The following is a 19,722-nucleotide window of genomic DNA, read 5'->3' on the forward strand; positions in this document are numbered from 1 at the left end:
GGCCCCGCGAACGCCCCCGGCAAGCCGAAGTCCACAAGAAAGGCCACCCGCGAGCGGGCGGCCTCCACGGACTGCGCGTCGAAAATAATGCCTAATGCGCGTGGTCGAGCACGTCGCGGCTGATCTCGCGGAACACGTCGCCCTTAAAGATGACGCCGAGCACCTTGCCGCCCTCGCGTACCACGGCCCAGCCCCTGCGATGGTCCATGAACGCCTCAAGCACGATGATCATGGGGTCGTTGGGCTGCACCTCGGGCATGTCGTCCTTCTTCTGCACGATGGCGTCGATGTTCAGGTCGCAGCAACTACGGCAGGCCCGCCCGAAGGCCTGATCCCAGTCGGCCTCGTCGAAGCGGGCCAGATCGTCCTGCCGGAACACGCAGCCCTCAAGGCTCTTCAGGATGTCCCACATGGTGATGACGCCCAGAAAAGACCCATCCTTCGCGAAAACCAGCGCGACGTGATTGTCCGAGTCCTTCTTCACCGCTTCGCGCATAAGGCGCATGACCTCGAAAAGGCTCGCCCCTTCCTCGACGCGGGTGAAATCATCCCGCAGTATGTCCCAGGCACGCTTGCGCATCAGCATATGTCCACTCCTTGCACTGTTGGGATGCCTCTCCATCCGCGCCGCACTCCGGCCGGCGATTCCATCATCTGATTCAATCATTATTTCACATCGTTGCTTTAGGCAACCACAAGCGCATGCACTGCATCACCGCGTCGTTTTGCGCACCCCCCTTGCCGCAACCACGCCGCTTGCGTAAACTGTGTGTTTGCCGCACCGCGACAATCCTTCACGCAGCACAATCACGCCACGGAGGTTCGATATGGGCGTTTTGCAAGGAAAGACCGTCCTCATGTTCGTTGAGGACGTCTACGAGGATCAGGAACTTTGGTACCCCAGATACAGGCTTGAGGAAGAAGGCGCTCGCGTCGTCGTGGCAGGACCGCACAAGGGCAAGACCTACGTCTCCAAGCACGGCTACCCCTGCACGGCCACCGCGTCCCTCGACGAAGTGCGCGCAGAGGACTTCGACATGCTGGTCATTCCCGGCGGCTTCGCCCCGGACAAGCTGCGCCGCCTCGACAGCGTCAAGCGCCTGACCCGCGAAATCCACGAAGCGGGCAAGCCGGTGGCCCACATCTGCCACGGCGGCTGGATTCCCATCTCCGCAGGCATCATGAAGGGCTTCACCTGCACGTCCACCCCCGGCATCAAGGACGACCTCGTCAACGCCGGGGCAACGTGGGTCGATGAGGAAGTGGTTGTGGACCGCAACCAGATATCGAGCCGCAAGCCCGGTGACCTTCCCGCCTTCATGAAGGCCGTCATCGCAGTGGCCACGTCTCGACAGGTTTAGTCACCCACAGGCCCGCACGCGGCGCGTGCGGGCCATCGGAGGACCAGATGACACCGTTCGCCAGGCACCTCGACCAGCGTCTCACGGCACAGGACATCGAAGTCCTGCAAGTCAACATGGGCCTTCGCTGCAACCTCGCCTGCCACACCTGCCATCTCGAATGCTCACCGGGGCGCAGGGAGATCATGGGCTGGAGCGTGCTCGAAAGCGTCATCGCCGCGGCGGACGCACTGCGCCCGGCGCTGGTGGACATCACCGGCGGCGCACCGGAGCTCAACCCAAACATCAAGCGCTTCATCCGCATCCTGCGCGGCACGCACCCCGTACAGGTCCGCACGAACCTCATGGGCATGACCATCGACGGGCTCGACGACCTCCCGGACTTCTTCGCGCTGCACAAGGTCCGCCTCGTAGCCTCGCTGCCCTGCTCGCTCGACGAGGCCGCCGTGCGCGAACACGGCAACGGCCTGTACAGAAGCAGCATCGACGTGCTCAAGCGCCTCAACCAGCTCGGCTACGGGCACGACGAAGCCCTCGGGCTGGACATCGTGTTCAACCATCCCCTCGGCCCCTACCACCAGCCAGGCCAGCGCGCTCTGGCCGAGGCCTGCAAACGCGAACTCGACGAACGCTTCGGCATCACGGTGAACAGGCTGTTCACCATCACCAACGTTCCCCTGAACCGCTATCTCGAACTGCTTCGCGTCCACGACATGGAGGACGAATACATGCAGCTCGCGGAATCGTCCTTCAACGCGACGAATCTGCCGGGGCTCATGTGCCGCCATCAGGTGAACGTGGGTTGGGACGGCACCCTCTACGATTGTGACTTCAATCAGGCCCTCGGCCTGCCCACGAACCACGGAGCACCCTGCCACATCAGCCAGTTCGACGCGGAACTCCTCCGAGGGCGTTCCATCGTCACGGGGCCGCACTGCTTTGCGTGCACCGCGGGCATCGGCTCGGCGTGCAGCCGCGCCCTCAGTTGACGCTAGCGGCCCGCAGCGCCACACCATCCAGACGGCGCAGGCTCGTTCCCCACAGGGAAACGCGCCCCCTTTGCATCGTCACGCCGCCGACATGGTGTAGAAAAAGCAAAAACGGTCATTGACTTCGCCCACCATGTTCGTGCAACGATTCCACGGCGTCATTTTTTTTCGTCACCACCAGCACGAGAACGGATGACGCAGCCGACGAATACCGAAATCAAGACCAACAGCCGCATGCCGTGCCCCACGCGCGCTGCGGCATCGACGCTTCGAGGACAATCCCTTCATGAACAGACTGACGACATACGCGCTTCTCTGCATGGCGCTTCTCTCCCTCGTCGCATGCGGCGACAACGGCAACGAACAGCCCACCGACACGCCCGAGACCCCGCAGGCGGTCAACGTCCGAGTGATCACCGTGGAGCCGCAACCGCTCCTCGACATCCTGACCCTGCCCGGCCAGACGGAACCCGTGGCCGACGTACGCGTGGCCGCCGAGCGGGCGGGCGCGGTGGAATGGATGGGCGTGGAACGCGGCGACGCCGTGACCAAGGGCCAGCCGCTGGCCCGCATCGACGCGACAACACTTGCCGCCGCGCGTGACCGCGCCCGTGCGGACCTGCGCCTCGCCACCGCCAAGGCCGAACGGCGGCGGGAACTCTTCGAGAGCAAGGTCCTCGCCCGCGAGGAACTCGACAACGCCCAGACCGAACTGACCCTCGCCCGCGCCACCCTGCGCGAGGCCGAGGCCGAATACGCCAAGGGAGAAGTCTCCGCGCCCATTTCCGGCGTCATCGACGAGCTGCACGTGGATGCGGGCGAATACGTCAACGAGGGCGAACCCGTGGCCGACATCGTGGACGTCTCCGTCATCCGCATCATCGTGGACGTGCCGGAACTGGACGTGCGCTTCCTGCACAGCGGCGACAGCGCCCGCGTGCGCGTGGACGCATGGCCGGACCGCACGTGGGACGGCCGCATCGACTTCATCGCCAGCAAGGCCGACGCCGACACCCGCACCTTCCGCGTGCGCGTGGTGGTGGCCAATGCCGACGCCGCCATCCGCCCCGGCATGATGGCCCGCGTCTCCATGGTCCGCCGCGAGATTCCAGACGCCATCACCGCGCCGCTCTCCGTGCTTCTGGACCGCAACGGCGAGCGCATCCTCTACGTCGAGAAGGACGGCGTGGCGCACGCCCGCATCATCACCCCCGGCGTGCTCGACGGCGGAACGGTCCAGATTCTCGAAGGCCTTGACGCGGGCGACAGACTCATCGTCAGCGGTCAGGCCATGGTCGAAGAAGGAACGCGGGTGAACGTGCAATGATCGTCAACCGTTCCGCACTCAAGCGACAGTCCACCGTGCTGGTGCTGCTGGCGTTCATCGTCACGGCGGGGCTTTCGGCCTACGAGGCCCTGCCGCTGGAATCCAATCCGGACATCACCATCCCCTACATCTTCGTCTCCACGGAGTACGAGGGCGTTGCGCCGGAGGACATGGAGAAGCTGATCACCATCCCCATCGAGCGCAAGCTACGCGGCCTCAAGGATGTGGAGGAGATCAAGTCCACGTCGGTCGATGGCTCGTCCGTCATCTCCATCAAGTTCCTGCCCCGCGTGGACATCGACGACGCACTCCAGAAGGTGCGCGACAAGGTCGATCAGGCCAAGCCGGACCTGCCGCCCGACCTGCCGGACGATCCCGTCATCATCGAGATGAACTTCTCGGACATGCCCATCATCAACGTGGTGCTCTCCGGGCCGTTCTCGCTCAAGCGCCTCAAGAGCTTCGCCGACGACATGGAGGACCGCTTCGAGTCCATCCCCGGCGTGCTGGACGCCGAACTCATCGGCGGACTGGAGCGCGAAATCCACGTGCTTTTCGATCTGGACCGCGTGGCCTTCTACCGCATGCCGTTCTCGGAACTGGTGACCTCGGTGGAAAGCGCCAACGTCAACGTCCCCGGCGGCTCCATGGACATCGGCACGTCCAAGTACCTCGTGCGCGTGCCGGAAGACTTCCACCACCCATCGGAGATCGATTCCGTGGTGGCCTTCGTGCGCGGGGGCAAGCCCGTGTACCTGCGCGACGTCGCCGTCATCGCCGATGCCTCGCGCGATCCGCTCTCACGTAGCCGCTTCGACGGCGAAAAGAGCGTGACCATCGCCATCAAGAAACGTAGCGGCGAAAACATCATCGACATCGCCGACGAGGTGAAGCGCATCGTGCGCGAGATGGAAACGGAAATGCCGCCCGCCCTGCGCATCGACATCACCTCCGACCAGTCCAAGGACATCCGGCTCATGGTGGCGGACCTCCAGAACAACATCATCTCCGGCCTCGTACTCGTGCTGGCGGTGGTGTTCGTATTCATCGGCGGCCGCTCGGCGCTGTTCGTCTCGCTGGCCATTCCGCTGTCCATGCTCATCACCTTCATCCTGCTTCAGGCCTCGGGCGTCACGCTCAACATGGTGGTGCTCTTCTCGCTCATCCTCGCGCTCGGCATGCTGGTGGACAACGGCATCGTCGTCGTGGAGAACATCTACCGCCACATGCAGAACGGCTCGACTCGGCAACAGGCCGCGCTGGCCGCCACCGACGAGGTGGCGTGGCCGGTCATCGCCTCCACGCTGACCACCGTCGGCGCATTCGCACCCATGCTCTTCTGGCCCGGCATCATGGGCGAATTCATGAGCTACCTGCCGCTGACGGTCATCATGGCCCTGTCCGGCTCGCTGTTCGTGGCGCTGGTGATCAACCCCGTGCTCTCGGCCCGCTTCCAGACCATCCGCAAGGAGAACGGCAAGCGCCGCCCCATGGCCCAGCGGGCACTGGACCACGTGCAGAACACCTACGCACGGCTACTGGACTGGAGCCTCGACCATCGCCTCGTCGTCCTCGGTGTGGCACTGGCCTCACTCGTCACCTCGGCCATGGCCTTCGGCATGTTCGGCAAGGGCGTCGAGTTCTTCCCGGACGCGGACCCCAGACGCGCCTTCGTCAACATCAAGGCCCCGGTGGGGACCAACCTCGACGCCTCGGACGCCATCGTCACGCAGGTGGAGCAGGTCGTCTCCGCCTATCCGGACGTGGTCCACACCATCGAGCAGGTCGGCTCCGAGGGCGGCGATCCGTTCTCGTCCGATGGCTCGGGCACGCACGTCAGCACGGTAACCATGGAATTCAAGGACTTCCACGAACGCTCGCGCACCTCGGCGGGCATTGTGGACGAAGTGCGCGGCAAGCTCCTCGCCGCCATCACCGGCGCGGAAATCCGGGCGGAAAAGGAGCAGGACGGCCCGCCCACCGGAGCGCCCATCAACCTCGAAATCACGGGCCGCGACATCCACGAGCTGGGCCGCATCGTGACCGACATCCGCGAGCGCATCCGCACCGTTCCGGGTCTGGTGGACCTGAAGGACAACTTCGTGGAGGGCAAGCCGGAGATCCGCGTGGACGTGGACAAGGAAAAGGCCGCCATCATGGGCCTTTCCACCGCCGTCATCGCCAATACCGTCAAGGCGGCCATCGGCGGCGTGAAAGCCGGCAGCTACCGCGAGGGCAAGGACGAATACGACATCGTTGCCAAGCTCCCAGAAAAGGATCGCACCAGCGTGGAGAGCATCCGCCGCCTCACCGTGTCCGGCCCGGACGGCAAGCCCATCCCGCTGACCAGCGTGGCCAGCGTGCGCCTCGCCAGCGGTCTCGGCGGCATACAGCACATCGACCAGCAACGCGTGGTGACCATCTCCGCCGACGTCTCAGGACGGCTGGCCAACGACATCATCGCCGACATCTCCGCCCGGCTGAAGGACTACCAGTGGCCGCGCGGCTACAGCCACGCCTTCACCGGCGAGCAGGAAGAGCAGGCCAAGGCTTCGGCCTTTCTGGGCAAGGCCTTTGTAGCCGCGCTGTTCATCATCTTCCTCGTACTGGTCACGCAGTTCGACTCGCTGGCCATGCCGCTGGTCATCCTGACCTCGGTGGTGCTGTCCCTCGTCGGCGTCTTCGTGGGGCTTCTGGTCACTCGCATGCCATTCGGCGTGATCATGACCGGCGTCGGCGTGATTTCGCTGGCGGGCGTGGTGGTCAACAACGCCATCGTGCTCATCGACTACTTCCAGCAACTCAAGGCCCGGGGTATGGCCGCGCGCGAGGCACTCATGGAGACGGGGCGCACACGCTTCCGCCCGGTGCTGCTCACGGCCATCACCACCATTCTCGGTCTCATCCCCATGGCCACGGGCGTGAGCTTCGACTTCCTAAACTTCCGCTGGGAGGTCGGCAGCGAATCCGCGCAGTGGTGGGGACCGATGGCCGTGGCCGTCATCTTCGGCCTGCTCTTCGCCACGCTGCTCACTCTGGTGGTCGTGCCGGTGCTGTGCTCCCTCGTGGAGGACGCCCACACCCGCGCGCTCCGCCGCGCAGAGCGCCGCGCGGCAGCGGCCGCGGACTGACCCGCACCCCGCGCACTCTCGACATGAAAAAAGGGCGCTCCCCATGGGGAGCGCCCTTTCATTTGGCATCAGAAGCGGTGCGGACTAGCCACGCTGCTCGTAGGACCGGCCGCGGGATTCGCCACGGTCGGAGTAGCGCCTGCCGCCCTCGGGGCGGGACGCACCCTCGCCACGACGATTGCCGAAACCGCCACGGGAGGAGAAGTTGCGGGGCTTGCTGCCGCCATTCTGGCGCGAACGGCGCACCAGCGGCGGAGCACCGGCGGACAGCTTACGGAAGGTCCGCTCGATCAGCTCGGCCTCGCTGTCCGGAACGGTGAAGATGGAATGGCGAGCCAGAATCTTCACGCCCTGAATGAGGCGAGGATTGATGTGCGACTCGCGGGCCACGCGGTCCACCAGATCGCGCGGGGACACGCCATCCGCACGACCGGCCGCAAAGAACATCTCGGTGCGGCCGTTGCCGGCGCTGAAGCCGCGCTGCGGCGCATCGTCGATGGTGCGGTAGCGGGAGGGATCGAGATCGTCCCGGTAGGCCATCTTGAGCACTGCGGCCAGGGCTTCCTCGGGGCTGTTCTCGGCCATCAGCTCGCGAGCGAAGGCTTCGAACGGCTCAAGGCCACCCTGCTCCAGCGCGGCATTCAGGCCTTCGCGCAGGCGGGTCTTGCGGGCGGTGATGACTTCTTCCACGCAAGGCAGCTTTTCCTTCTCGATGCGGCCGGAGGCATTGCGCACGATGTAGGTGAGCTTGCGGAATTCGTTGGGCGTGATGATGGTCACCGCGCGGCCGGTGCAACCGGCGCGGCCGGTACGGCCAATGCGGTGGACATAGGTCTCGGGGTCCTGCGGGAGGGCGAAGTTGACCACATGGGTCAGCTCCTGCACGTCGATGCCGCGGGCGGCCACGTCGGTGGCCACGAGCACGGTGACGAGCTTGCGGCGGAACGAGCCGAGGACCTTCTCGCGCTGGGCCTGCGAGGCATCGCCATGCAGACCTTCGGCGGCGTATCCGCGCTCCTGCAGACGCACGGCCACGTGATCCACGTCGGCACGGGTGCGGCAGAAGACGAGACCGTAGAAGTTCTCACTCGCGTCGATCACGCGGCACAGGGCCTCGAAGCGGTCACTTTCGGCCACTTCGTGGAAGACCTGCTCGGTCAGCGGCTCCTCGCTCTTTTCGCGGGCCACGCTCACATGCTCGAAGTCGCCCATGTAGCGCTTGGCAATGCGCAGGATGTCCTGCGGCATGGTCGCGGAGAAGAGCAGCGTGCGTCGCTCGGGGGACGCAGCCGCCATGACGGCCTCGATGTCTTCGATGAAGCCCATGTTGAGCATCTCATCGGCCTCGTCGAGGACCAGGAAGGAAATCTGGGACAGATCGAGGCTACCGCGCTCGATGTGATCGAGCACGCGGCCGGGGGTTCCGACGACGATGTCGGCGCCCTGCCGCAGACCCCGGAACTGGGGGCCGAAAGCCTGTCCGCCGTAGATGGGCAGCACGTTCAGGCGCTGGGCGCCCTTGAGGGATTCGAGTTCCTCTGCCACCTGAATGGCCAGCTCGCGGGTGGGGGCCAGAACAAGAGCCTGCACATGCCCGCTGCCGCCAGCAATCTTCTCGAGAATGGGCAGACCGAACGCCGCGGTCTTGCCGGTGCCGGTCGCAGCCTGACCGACGATGTCGCGCTCGCCGCCGAGCAATCTGGGAATCACCGCCGCCTGAATGGGGGTCGGCTCACTGAAACCTTTGCGCGCCAGAGCGTCGCAAATACCATCCGAAAGGCCAAGGGCCTTGAAGCACTCCATAATACCTTACCTTTTTAGGGAAATGAGACTCGAGCAGGACGCGCGTCCATTGGATGGGAATTCGGTCTGAGCGACGGCCGGTGTGGCCCGCTAGCGATGGCGTTCTGCGGCGAGGGATGCATTCCCTACACCAATTTTTCGCCAGCGGCAAGCTCCGTCCAAAATCCATGCCGACACGGCATCCACCAAGACATGGCGCGCATTTTCCCGCAACGGGCCGCCAAGCCTGACAATCCACGCATTTTACGCCGAGGTGCAGTTCTGCATCCCTGCGGCGGCGTGGAAGAAAAAGTTATCAATTGCGTCCGCCGTCATTGACGTTTCCATTTTCTTTTCAAAAAAGATGGCCCCACGCCAATCCGTTCCCGCGTTCGGCGATCATTCGAAACCGGCACTACAACGTGACGGCCGTGGCCACGACATTCGCACCGCAGCCACGGCCCGGAAGATTCGCCCGCACTGCTCGCACAGGCGCACGCATCATCAGAAACGTTCCGTCTTGCGTTCCCATTCCTGCACGGCGTCGGCGTCCTCCACTTCCTCCCAGCCGGTGAACATGGCCGTAATGTGCGCCCAGACGCTATGGCCGGTGGTCGTCATGTAGACATGAATGACGATGAAAGCCACGAGCGCGAAGGCCAGCGCCGTATGCACGAAGGCCAACCCGTCGAGGCTCAGAACTCCGGTCAGCCCAAGCGCGGGCCAGTCGTTGAAGAACATGTAGAGCAGGCCAGACCCCATCTGCACCGGCAGAAGCAGCGCGGCAAGAGACAGATAGGTCAGCCGCTGCAAGGGATTGTGCTTGGCGCGGGTGGTCTTGGGCACGGGATGCGCCTCGCCCCGGAAGATGCCGATTGCGTAATAGCGTGCCACCTCGATGACCTTGCGCGTGGTGGGCACGTACTGCCGCCATTCTCCTGTGGTAATGATCCAGAACACGATGAAGGCCCACAGCACCACCCAACTCCACGCGCAAAACTCATGAATGTCGTGGGCGCGCTCGAAGCCAAACAAGGTGAAGGAGCCGTGCAGCTCGAAGCCCGTAAGCGCGAGGACCGAGATCAGCGCCGCCTGCGCCCAGTGCCAGAAGCGCTCGAACCGCGTATAGAGATACATCTTCTCCATGGCTTTCATGGCGCTACTCCTTTGCCTGCTCGTTGGACCATCTGCGGCGGGTGACCATGCGTATCGCGCCATGGATGCCCACGCCGATCAGGCAGACGGCCACAAGGCCCCAGCCCGCCATGTCCAGCGCCCGATTGCCGTCACGTCCGGGCATGTAGAACCCGGCGAGATTCGCCAGCCGTCCATTGCGCGAATGGCACTGCCCGCAACGCAGAGCGTCTGCCTTCGGTGCCACCATGTGCGTGGTCGGAAACACCCACTCGGTTTCCACGAAACCGTACTCGCCGGAATACTCCAATCCCGCATACGCCATGCCGGAGCGGATGGCGGCGGCCCAGTCGTAGGTCTTCCAGTAGGCGGCGTCGTCCTTACCAAACAGGTGGGCGATGACCATCGTATTTCGCCCCTTGTCGTAGGGCGTCTTTCCGCGATGGACCTTGAAGGGCATGATGCGCGAACGCGGATCGCCATACTCGCCCTCGGGCCACGACAGCCGCACCACACCGGAGGGGTCGATGGTGTCCGAGGCGCGGACAGACTCGATCACGCCGTTGTACCAGTAGTATTCGGGGCGAACGTTGGTCTCCCAGCGGAAACTGCCCTTCTTGCTGTCGTAGCTCGGCAGGCCAAGAGGTCCCTTCTCCGCGTAGGGCTTGCCGTCCTTCTTCTTCCCGGCCGTGGACCAATCCCAGTACATCTTGGTGGGATTCTCGCGGGCGAACTCGGGGATATGGCAGGCCTGACAGGCCACGCGGTCCGTGTGGTCGTTAGCCTTGTGCCCGGCCCGGTGCGGAGTTGCGCCATGGCAGGACTCGCACATGATCTTGGGCAGCAGGTCGTCCTCAAGCAGGCTCTTGCGCTCCGTGGCGGCGGGGTTGCTGTAGATGCGACCGGCTATGTCGTGAAGCGCCGTGGTGTGGCAGCGTGAGCAGGTGAAATTCTGCCCGTCCACGCCCATATGCACGTCGAGCTTCTTCGTCGGCGTGAACAGCGAGGAATCCAGATCGCCATGCTTCACGCCGTCGCCGCCGCCACCGTAGAAGTGGCAGGTGCCGCAGTTGCGCCGCGAGGGACGCCCCACGCTCTGCGCGACGGCATTGTAATCCGGCGGATAGAACATGTCGTTTCCGCCGAACTTCGTGGGTTCCTTGACGGGATAGCCCGCCATGGTGGGAAATTTCCGGTAGGTTCCCGTCTGCTCGTGACAGACGAGACAATCAACCTTGACGGGGTTCGAGAAATCGAAGGACTTGTCCTTCCATCCGTACCCGGCGTGGCATGATGTGCAACGAGCCTCGTTGCTCTGAATGTTCATTCAGAAATTGTTGATGACGAGGCCGCCCTTTCCGATCTTCAGGGCGGGGTCCTCCAGCGGATCGAGCCACGTCCAGTGGATGGTCTTGTGGAACTGTGCGGCGGCTTCGGTGTGGCAGGTCAGGCAGGCGGCCGTGACCTCCTCCGGGGTCTGGAAGGCCTGCTTGAGCACCTCGTGCTTGGAGTGGTCCGACGTGATCCACAGTGTGTGCTCCCGCGTGGCCTGCCGGGCGAGTGCGCGTCCCGGCGCGGGCCGGGCCTCCTCCTCGACGGCCAGCGCAGGCAGCGCCACCGCCAGCGTCAGCCACGCGACTGCCCAAAGCGCAATCCGACGCGACAAAACGGACGAATGCATGCGTCACCCCCTGTTGTACATCTCCCGATACTCCGGCGGGCACGGAACCGTTTTCCGGCCCGCCGAAGAATTGATCGAGACAGACGAGGCGAACGCGCATCCCGCCCGCTACTGGCAGCAGGTGCCGTCTTCCTCGTGGCTGATCTGCGAGAGCGTGATGGAGTCGAGGATGGAATTCATGGCGTTGGTCGCCTCGATCCACACCGCGCGCACATTGCATGTGGCGGCGCGCTTGCATTTCCCGGAATCGCCCACGCAGTCGGTCAGATTGATACCGCCTTCAAGCAGCCGGACCACCTCGCCCACGGTGATTTCCTCGGGCGCGCGGGTGAGCATGTGCCCGCCCTTGGGTCCGCGCACGCTATCGAGATACCCACCCCGCTTGAGCGGCCGAATGAGCTGTTCCAGATACTTGACCGAAACGCCAAGCCGTCTGGAGATGTCGCTCACGGATACGGGCTGGCCGTTGCCATTGCGCGCGATATCAATCAACATTCTGGTTCCATAGCGGCTACGAGTGGAAAGTTTCATGCCTACGCCCCCCGGCAGAGAAATCGGTCTTTGGTTCACAGGACTGTCCGCAAGCGGACACCCTTTTGCTTGCCGGGAACGTACATCTTTAGCCGAATTTTTCCAACCATTTTCCCCAAATGCAGTAGGAATTGCATCCACCTACGATTTCTAACGGATTTCAGAAATTTCGCTCACCATCCGCACGATACGCTATCCGCCCGCCGACGAGCGCCACTAGCGCGAACACGCCCAGAAGCACCGCCGCCGCCAGATGCCCCCAATCGATCAGCATAACAGTCATCGGCGAAAATGACACGTCCGGCATATTCTTGAGCACGCGCACCACGCCCGTGCCGATGAGTAGCGCAATGCTCGCCGTGCGCAGCCACCCCGTCACCGTGAGCCGCCAACCGCGCTCCAGCGCGAAACGCGTAGCGAAATGGAAGGCCAGCGCGAGGAACACGGCTGCCGCCGCATAGTGCATGGCATGGGTGAACACAAAATCCGCCGTCCAGCCGAAGCCCGGAATATCCGCGATGTAGTAGCGCTTGAAGATCGGCATCTGGGCCATGCCGCTCACGGCCAGCGTCCAGCACGCCAAGAGGTACAGCCACCTCATCCAGCCGCATCCGTCCTTGGGGCACGATCTAGCGGTCATCTCCGCCCCCCCTTGCGCATGGCGCTAACGAAGGTCAACACGCCCGCCGCAACGCCAACCACCGGGGCGGCCAGCACCGCGCGGGCGAGGTGCTCGTCGTTCCCCATCACGTCCTCCACCTCCGCCAGATGCGGGCGTCCCGGCCCCTTGTCGAGCGCGGCGTTCAGTTCCTCAAAGGGCACTGGAAACACGTAGAAAGTATTGGTGCCCCCGTTCTCGCGTTCGCCGTACACGAATCCGCCCATCTCCTCGGCCAACGCATGCGCACGCTCCAGCATGACCGAACGCGGGCCGATCTGCTGCACGTCCTGCGGGCAGGCCTCGATGCAGGCCGGAAGCTCGCCCTGCGCAATGCGATCGTGACAGCGGTCGCACTTGTACATCACGCCGTTTCCGGCAAGGGAGGGCAGCAGGTCGAGATACAGCCCCACCCCGGTCTGCCGCTGGGGAATGGACCACGGGCACACGGTGCGGCACTTGGCTCCGCCGAGGCAGATGTCCGCGTTGATGCGCACGATGCCGTTGGACTCCTTGGCGGCGGCTCCCCACGGGCACAGATTGGCGCAGGGCGGATTCACACAGTGCAGGCAGCGCCGAGGGATGTTGAGTTCGACGGACTCGCCGCCACGCTCCACTGTGGCGGTCTGGATGAACAGCCAGTTGTAGGGCGTCAGTCGGTCATCCACGTCGCGCCGCTCGGACCAGTCCTCGGCCTTGACCCGCTCGGGGTACATGCGCGGAAAGGGTTTCGTCGGCTCCGGGAACTTGTGCGCGTTTGACTCGCGGCAGGCCTCGACGCAGGCCCCGCAACCGATGCACTTGGATATGTCGAGGAGGGTGGCAAGCTCCTCGCCCCGCTGCCCGGCCTGCGCCGTTTCAGGCAGCGTCAGGGCAAGGCCGCCCGCGCCAATGCTCTTCAGAAAATCTCGTCTGTTCACCTTGTGTTCAACCTCTTGCCCCAACGGGCGGTTTTCGATCGAACCCAATTGTTGCAGGGAGCGTCACCAAAGGCAAGCCCACGAGGGAATCGGACGAATGCTGGCGGGAATGGACTAGCGCCCGACCACGGGGCCGCGGCGGGCGGTATTGGCGATAAGCTCCAGATGGCGCGGCAGAAGCCGCTCAAGGCTGTAGCGCTCAAGAGCCACCTCTCGCGCGCCCTTGCGCAGGCGGGCCGCCAATTCGCGGTCTTCGAGCACGCGCACGATGCCCTCGGCAATGGCCGACGGGTCGCGGAAATCCACAAGTAGCGCGCTATGGCCGTTGGTCATGGCCTCGCGCACGGGTTCGGTGTCCGAACCCACAATGCAACACCCACAGGCCATGGACTCGATGGACGACCACGACAGCACGAAGGGCCGCGTCAGGTACACATGCACCGACGAGGCCCGCAGCATGTCGCGGTAGGCCCCGTAGGGCAGCGCCCCCGTGAAGTGGACCCGCTCCATGGGCAGATCGAGCCGCTCCAGCATGATGTCCTTGTACCCGCGCCCGCTCGGGTGTGGCGACCCGTAACAGACGCGATCCGCGCCGACGATGACGGCGTGGGCCTGCGGCCGCTCGCGCAGCACCTTCTCGATAGCAACCATGAACTGCGGGAATCCCCGGTAGGGTTCCATGCCGCGCCCGGCGAAGGTCACGATCTCGTCCACGCCGGAGAGATCGAGCTTCGGCAGACGCATGCGCGCGCCCTCCACCGGGGAAAAGAACGTCGTATCCACGCCGTCGTGCAGCACGGCAATCTTCCCCTGATATTCCGCCGGAAACTGGGACTTCTGCCAGTGGGTGGGCGAGAGCCCCTGCTCGCAGTTCCACAGGTCGTTGAAGATGGCGGCGTTGCGTGTGCGCAGGAGCTTGGGCGGCGGCGCGGCGTCCCCCGCGACGGGCGGAACGTCGTAGAGCGCATCGCTGCCCTGCGGATCGTAGAACCACTCGAAGTAGCACATGAGCGGCACATCGGGCCAGACGTCCTTGAGGTAGAGCGTACTGCCCCAGCCCGAATTGGCATAGATGACATCCGGCGTGAACCCGGCGGACCGCAGCCGATGCCCAAGGCGGTACATGGCCTCGCCCTGCAACACGGCGTCCTGCACGGGTTCGGCGAGGCGATGGACCTTGAACTCCCCGTCATCCGTCACGTAGAGGGCCTTACTCACACCGGGGATGGCCCACTCGTGGCGCGGATTGCGCGTGGCGAACACCACCACGTTGTCCTTCCCGGCACCCAACGCCCGCGCCACGTGCCGCAACTGGGCCGGGAAATTCGGATGGATGAGCAACACGCGCATGTCAGCGTTCCTGCATGGCCTGCCCCATCGACCCGAGGAACGGATCGGTGAGGTATTCGAGAACCGTCCGTTGGCCGGTGTGGATGTAGGCCAGCACCAGCATGCCGGGAATGAGCTTGTACTCGAACTCCCCGTGGCGGAACGAATCGCCATCAGTCTCTATACGTACGGAATAGAAAGTCTGCCCCTCTGGCGTGGTAAAGGTGTCCGGGCTGACCTGCACCACCCGCCCCGGCAGCTTGCCGAACCGCGCGGCGTCCTGCGAGGCCAGCCGTACGATGGCCGACTGCCCCTCCTGCACGTAGCCGATGTCGGAAATAGGCAGATGCGCCTCCACCACGAGCCGGTCACTCGACGGCACGATGTCCACAATGGTCATGCCCGGCTTGACCACACCGCCGATGGTCACAATGTGCAGGGTCTTCACCACCCCTTCCACGGGGGAACGGATGACCGTCCTGCGCAGGCTGTCCTTGTAACGCAAAAGGCGCTGGGTGAATTCCTCCAGCTCCTGCCGCGCCTTGCGCAGTTCCTGCGCGGCGTCTTCGCGGTAGGAGCGTTCGATGCGGGCGAGCTTCTCGCGGGCCTCGGCAAGGGCGGACTCCGCACGCGGCAATGCCGCGCGGTCCTGCTCGATCTTGCTCACAAGCTGCGACTGCTCGCGCAGAAAAGCCAGATGCTTGTAGCGGGTGGTCAGGTTGTCGCGCAGGAGTTCGTCGGACAGGGCAATCTGCTCGCGCACCAGCCGCAGACTCTCGGCGTTGTTCCTGTTGCGGGCGTGGATTTCCTTGATGTCCTGCTCGCGCTGGACCACGTTCTCGCGCTGTTCGGCAAGCTCGCTTTCCAAAAGGCTGCGGCTGGCCGCGAAAAGCCTTTGCGCCTGCTCGGCAAGGTCCGGGTGCTCCTTAGCGAAGCCCTCGGGAAATTCTGGCGCGTTGAGCATACGGGCCTGCGCGTCGAGCCGGGCAACCTCCGCCGTCAGCGAGGTGGTGCGCACGGCCAATTCCTCGACGCTCGCGCCGGTGCTCGTCTCCTCAAGGATGACCAGCGACTGACCGGGGGTCACAGCGTCGCCCTCGCGCACCAAAATCTCGCGCACGATGCCGCCTTCGAGATGCTGGACGCTCTTGAGCTTGGTGCTCGGAATCACCTCGCCCTGCGCCATACTCACGATATCGAGGCGAAACAGCGCGGCCCACACGAGGAAAGCCGCACACCCCGCCGCGCACAGCCATAGAAACATCCGCGCCGCAAGATTGGCCTCATCGCCCGGGCCGCCATTTCCAGCCCGCATGGCATCGGTCAACCGTCCGAGAACCGCGCCCCCACGGGCCGCGGCGTTCCGGGAATTCCCCGCCCCGCCGCTCTCGCCGGGCCTGCCTGTCGCTCGTCCCTCACCCATGCGCCTGCACCCCGCTTCGGGTTCCCTGCCGCGTAGCGTCGCCCACCGCCGTAATGGCGGGCACGGGCTTCACGCCGAGGTCCAGCCGGAAGGCAGGGTCCCTAATGATGTTCGGATCGCTCGAAAGAACCACCAGCGTACGCCCCTGCGCCGCCAGCGCGGTGATGACCGCCACGGCGGCCTTCGCCCCGTCGCCGTCCAGCCCCTCGAAAGGCTCGTCCATGACGACCAGTCGCCCGTCGGTTGCCAACGCCCGGACAAGGGCCATGCGCCGCCGCATGCCGAGCGGAAATCTGCGTCCAGAATCGACGATCTGCGTCTCCAACCCGTCCGGCAGGGCCGCAACGAAACGCCCCAGTCCGCTCTGCTCCACGAACTGGTCAAGGCGCTCCTGCGGAAGATCCGGATTGGCGGAAACGAGGTTGTCGCGCAAGGTCGTATTCAGAAATGTCGGTTCCTGCGGCACGAAAACGAGCTGCTGCCGCCACCACTGCGGCGCGAGCTGGCGCATGTTGATGCCGTCCACGAGAATCTCGCCCCGCGTCGGCTCCACCTGCCCGGCCAAGAGACGAGCCAGTGTCGTCTTGCCCGAACCGTTGGGACCATGGACGACAAGCGCGGCCCCGCCCGGCAGCGACAGGGAGAGCGATTCGAACAGCGGACCGCTGCTTCCCGGATAGGCGAAGGCGACATCGCGAAACTCAATGCGCCCGGCGTAGCGCCGCAGGGCAGTGCCGCCCTCCGGCTCCAGCGGCAGGCGGAAGAATTCGCGAAGTTCGGCTAGGGCCTGCGTCGCACGGGCGAACTGCGCCCCGGTCTGCACGGTCATGGCCGCCTGCCGCAACGCATGCGACACCAGAATATTGGCAACGATGAGCCCCGGAAAATCAAGCTCGCCAAAGACGACCTCCCGCGCGCCAACGGCGTAGACCACCACCCGCACCAAAACGGGAAGCGTCACCGTGGCGTTCATGGCGGAACCGCGCAGCCGCCCAAGCCTGTCGCGCAGCCCGCGCACGGTCTCGCTCTGCTCCTTCCAACGGGCCATGACGAAGGCCCCGCCGCAGAAGGCGCGCACCGTGTCAGCACCGCTTCGCGCCGCACCGACGAGGCTGGCATGCACGGCATTGGCCCGTTGCAACTCGCGCCCGACCCGACGCATGCGGGCGTTGGAAAGCAGTCCGCTCCCAAGGAGCGCGAGCGCCCCAACCAACCCAATGACGCCAACGGCGGGGCTGAAGTGGAACGTCGCCGCAAGAAAGAGCAATGAAAATGGCGCGTCGAGGGCGGACGTCACGTTGGGGGCGTTGTAGGCGGCCTGCACAGCCTGAATGTGCGCCGGAAGCTCGCGCCGAAAGGCGGCCGGAACGCGGTCCAGCGCCGAAGCGCGCGCTCGGGAAAGCATCTGGAAGACGGCCCCGGCCAATTCCGTGTCCGGCTCGGCGCTCACGGCCGTGGCCATGCGCACGCGCACCTGCCGAAACCCCACTTGCAACAGCATGGCCAAGAGCATGCCCACCGACAGCGTGACCAGCGTCCCGTCAAAGCCGGTGTCCGTATACTGGCCAAGGATCATCATCACGAACAGCGGTGAGGCGAAAGACAGGATGTTCACCAGCGCCGTCGCCATCACCAGCCGGATGGTCAGCCGAGGGTTCAAGCCCAGACGCCGCAGGAATTCTCTCATGCCGCGCCTCCCTGATCGGATGCGGTAGCCGTGACAGAGGGCTGCGCCTCGGCGGAAGACGCCACCACACGCACGGGCTTCGCCTCGCCACCCGCGTCCAGATCAAGCACGTAATTCGCCCCACGCACGATATTGCGGTCATGCGAGACGACAAGAATCGAACGCCCCTCGCGGGCAAGGGCGTTGAGCGCCTCGAAGACGGTCCTCATGCCCTGCGCGTCCAACCCTTCCGTCGGCTCGTCGAGCACCACGACGCGCCCGCCGGTCGCCAGCCCACGGGCCAACGCCAGCCGCCGCCGGATGCCGAGGGGCAGATTGCGTCCGCCGCCCTCTATGCGCTCTTCCACGCCCTTCTCGCTGCGGTCGAGGAACTCGCGAAGCCCCGCCGCCGCAATGACCGGCTGCAAGTCGAATTCCGCTGGCGCATCCGTAGCCATGGTCAGATTCTCGCGGATGGTCCCATCCAGAAAAGCGGCTTCCTGCGGCATGTAGCAGAGCTGCCTGCGCCACCACACGAGGTCCGTCCCATCGAGTGGCGAATCGTCCACACGGATGGTCCCTGTCGTGGGCCGCAGCAGGCCGAGCGCCAGCCGCACAAGGGTCGTCTTGCCGGACCCGTTGGAGCCGACAACCACCAGCACCTCGCCGGGATTCAATTCGAAGGAGACAGGCGGAAACACCGGGCGCGCGCCCTCTTCCCACGCGAAGGCTACATCCTCGAATCGCAAACGTCCGGCATAGGCCTCCGGCACGGCCCCGCCCTCGCGCTCGCGCGGGAGGGCGATGAAGGACTCCACACGTCGGCTCGCCTCTGCGGAACGCTCCAGCCGCTCCGCCGCCTGCACGAACAGCGAAACCTTCTGGATGGCGTACGAGGCCAGCATGCTCGCGCCGATGAGGGCTGCGGTGCTCAAATGCCCCTCAACCACGAGCTTCGCGCCCACGGCATACACGCCTACGCGGGCAAAGACGCCCACCCCCTGCGCCACGGACTGGCTACGGCCCGAGACCCCGGCCAGCGCCCGACGCAGGGCGAAGATGCGCCCGTGCTGCTCCTCCCACAGTCTGCGGCAGGTGCGCCCGCCCAGAAACGTCCGCACGGCGTCCACGGCGTGTGACGCGGAACCGATGAGCGCTCGGTTCTCGCGTTCCGCATCGTCCAGCGCGGCCATCGCCTTTCGCGAGGTACCAAGCGAACGCAGCCCGAAGACAAGCGTCAGCGCGGACCCCACAAGCACCACACCCGCCAGCGTGGGACTCAGGAACCACACGGCCAGCGTGAACAGCAGGAAGAACGGCGCATCGAACATGTTGCACACCGAGGCAGGCTCGAAGGCGGCTCGCGCCTTTTCCAGCTCACCAACGATGTCATGCGCGCGTTCGTCCGAGAATCCGTCCAACGCGCTGGCCTGCGCCCGCACAAGGGCCTCGGCGGCGCGCAGAGCGTCGCGGCGTTCGCGGGCGGCGTCCACGCCTGCGGCCAGCGTTTCGCGCACACGGCGCAACGCGAACTGCAAGGCAATGGCGACAAGCGTTCCAAGGGTAAGGATGATGAGCGTACCGTCGAAACCATGCGCCACGTAGCGACGCAGGACGATCATGACGAACACCGTATCGGCAAGCGCGAGAAAATTGAGCAGCAACGTCGCGGTTGCAAGTTCCGCGGCGAGCATGCGGTCACGCCCGAATCGTTTCAGCAGTTCGTTCATCGACGGCCATGGTGTGTTGAGTGCAGGATGTTCGCCCTACAATAGAAAAACCGGCAGGTC

General features: G+C 64.9%; 15 protein-coding genes. 4 read left to right on the forward strand and 11 right to left on the reverse strand.

The annotated features are described in order from the left end of the window. Positions 1-91: 91 nt before the first annotated feature. Positions 92-586 (reverse strand): CBS domain-containing protein, encoded by a 495-nt coding sequence (locus GGQ74_RS05370; protein WP_167940481.1) that lies wholly within the window; start codon positions 584-586, stop codon positions 92-94. 241 nt (positions 587-827) lie between these two features. Here GGQ74_RS05370 and GGQ74_RS05375 point away from each other — a divergent pair, with 241 nt between their 5' ends. The 4 genes from GGQ74_RS05375 to GGQ74_RS05390 all read left to right on the forward strand — a co-directional run bounded on the left by GGQ74_RS05375 (position 828) and on the right by GGQ74_RS05390 (position 6,808). Further along, a complete protein-coding gene (locus tag GGQ74_RS05375; RefSeq protein WP_167940482.1) occupies positions 828-1,361 on the forward strand; it encodes a type 1 glutamine amidotransferase domain-containing protein in 534 nt (177 codons plus the stop codon). A 47-nt stretch (positions 1,362-1,408) separates the two neighbouring features. After that, positions 1,409-2,350 carry an arsenosugar biosynthesis radical SAM (seleno)protein ArsS gene (gene arsS, locus GGQ74_RS05380; protein ID WP_167940483.1) on the forward strand — a complete coding sequence of 314 codons (942 nt, stop codon included), beginning with the start codon at positions 1,409-1,411 and terminating at the stop codon, positions 2,348-2,350. A gap of 286 nt (positions 2,351-2,636) precedes the next feature. Further along, on the forward strand, positions 2,637-3,677 hold the full coding sequence (locus GGQ74_RS05385) for an efflux RND transporter periplasmic adaptor subunit (protein WP_167940484.1): 1,041 nt from the start codon (positions 2,637-2,639) through the stop codon (positions 3,675-3,677). Continuing rightward, a complete protein-coding gene (locus GGQ74_RS05390) occupies positions 3,674-6,808 on the forward strand; it encodes an efflux RND transporter permease subunit (protein WP_167940485.1) in 3,135 nt (1,044 codons plus the stop codon). Before GGQ74_RS05385 ends, GGQ74_RS05390 begins: the two co-directional genes overlap by 4 nt. A gap of 84 nt (positions 6,809-6,892) precedes the next feature. On the opposite strand, the gene GGQ74_RS05395 is transcribed toward GGQ74_RS05390, so the two are convergent. The 10 genes from GGQ74_RS05395 to GGQ74_RS05440 form a co-directional block, all read right to left on the reverse strand. Continuing rightward, on the reverse strand, positions 6,893-8,611 hold the full coding sequence (locus tag GGQ74_RS05395; protein WP_167940486.1) for a DEAD/DEAH box helicase: 1,719 nt from the start codon (positions 8,609-8,611) through the stop codon (positions 6,893-6,895). Positions 8,612-9,094: 483 nt separating this feature from the next. Further along, a complete protein-coding gene (locus tag GGQ74_RS05400) occupies positions 9,095-9,745 on the reverse strand; it encodes a cytochrome b/b6 domain-containing protein (RefSeq protein WP_167940487.1) in 651 nt (216 codons plus the stop codon). Between the two features lie 4 nt (positions 9,746-9,749). Next, entirely contained in the window at positions 9,750-11,405 is a 1,656-nt protein-coding gene (locus GGQ74_RS05405; protein WP_167940488.1) for a tetrathionate reductase family octaheme c-type cytochrome, read from the reverse strand. Positions 11,406-11,513: 108 nt separating this feature from the next. Continuing rightward, the gene (locus GGQ74_RS05410; RefSeq protein WP_167940489.1) at positions 11,514-11,936 is read right to left on the reverse strand and encodes an RrF2 family transcriptional regulator; all 423 of its coding nucleotides are present in this window, start codon (positions 11,934-11,936) and stop codon (positions 11,514-11,516) included. A gap of 160 nt (positions 11,937-12,096) precedes the next feature. Beyond that, positions 12,097-12,576 carry a FeS-binding protein gene (locus tag GGQ74_RS05415; protein ID WP_245168127.1) on the reverse strand — a complete coding sequence of 160 codons (480 nt, stop codon included), beginning with the start codon at positions 12,574-12,576 and terminating at the stop codon, positions 12,097-12,099. Further along, entirely contained in the window at positions 12,573-13,514 is a 942-nt protein-coding gene (locus GGQ74_RS05420; RefSeq protein ID WP_342448579.1) for a 4Fe-4S dicluster domain-containing protein, read from the reverse strand. Before GGQ74_RS05420 ends, GGQ74_RS05415 begins: the two co-directional genes overlap by 4 nt. 114 nt (positions 13,515-13,628) lie before the next feature. Continuing rightward, a complete protein-coding gene (locus GGQ74_RS05425; RefSeq protein WP_167940491.1) occupies positions 13,629-14,864 on the reverse strand; it encodes a glycosyltransferase in 1,236 nt (411 codons plus the stop codon). 1 nt (position 14,865) lies between these two features. Next, entirely contained in the window at positions 14,866-16,158 is a 1,293-nt protein-coding gene (locus tag GGQ74_RS05430; RefSeq protein ID WP_167940492.1) for an HlyD family type I secretion periplasmic adaptor subunit, read from the reverse strand. Between the two features lie 100 nt (positions 16,159-16,258). Next, positions 16,259-17,953, reverse strand: a complete 1,695-nt coding sequence (locus tag GGQ74_RS05435) for an ATP-binding cassette domain-containing protein (protein ID WP_167940493.1) — start codon at positions 17,951-17,953, stop codon at positions 16,259-16,261. After that, the gene (locus GGQ74_RS05440) at positions 17,950-19,662 is read right to left on the reverse strand and encodes an ATP-binding cassette domain-containing protein (protein WP_167940494.1); all 1,713 of its coding nucleotides are present in this window, start codon (positions 19,660-19,662) and stop codon (positions 17,950-17,952) included. Before GGQ74_RS05440 ends, GGQ74_RS05435 begins: the two co-directional genes overlap by 4 nt. Positions 19,663-19,722: the final 60 nt, after the last annotated feature.

The organism is Desulfobaculum xiamenense, from assembly GCF_011927665.1.
GTDB lineage: Bacteria > Desulfobacterota > Desulfovibrionia > Desulfovibrionales > Desulfovibrionaceae > Desulfobaculum > Desulfobaculum xiamenense.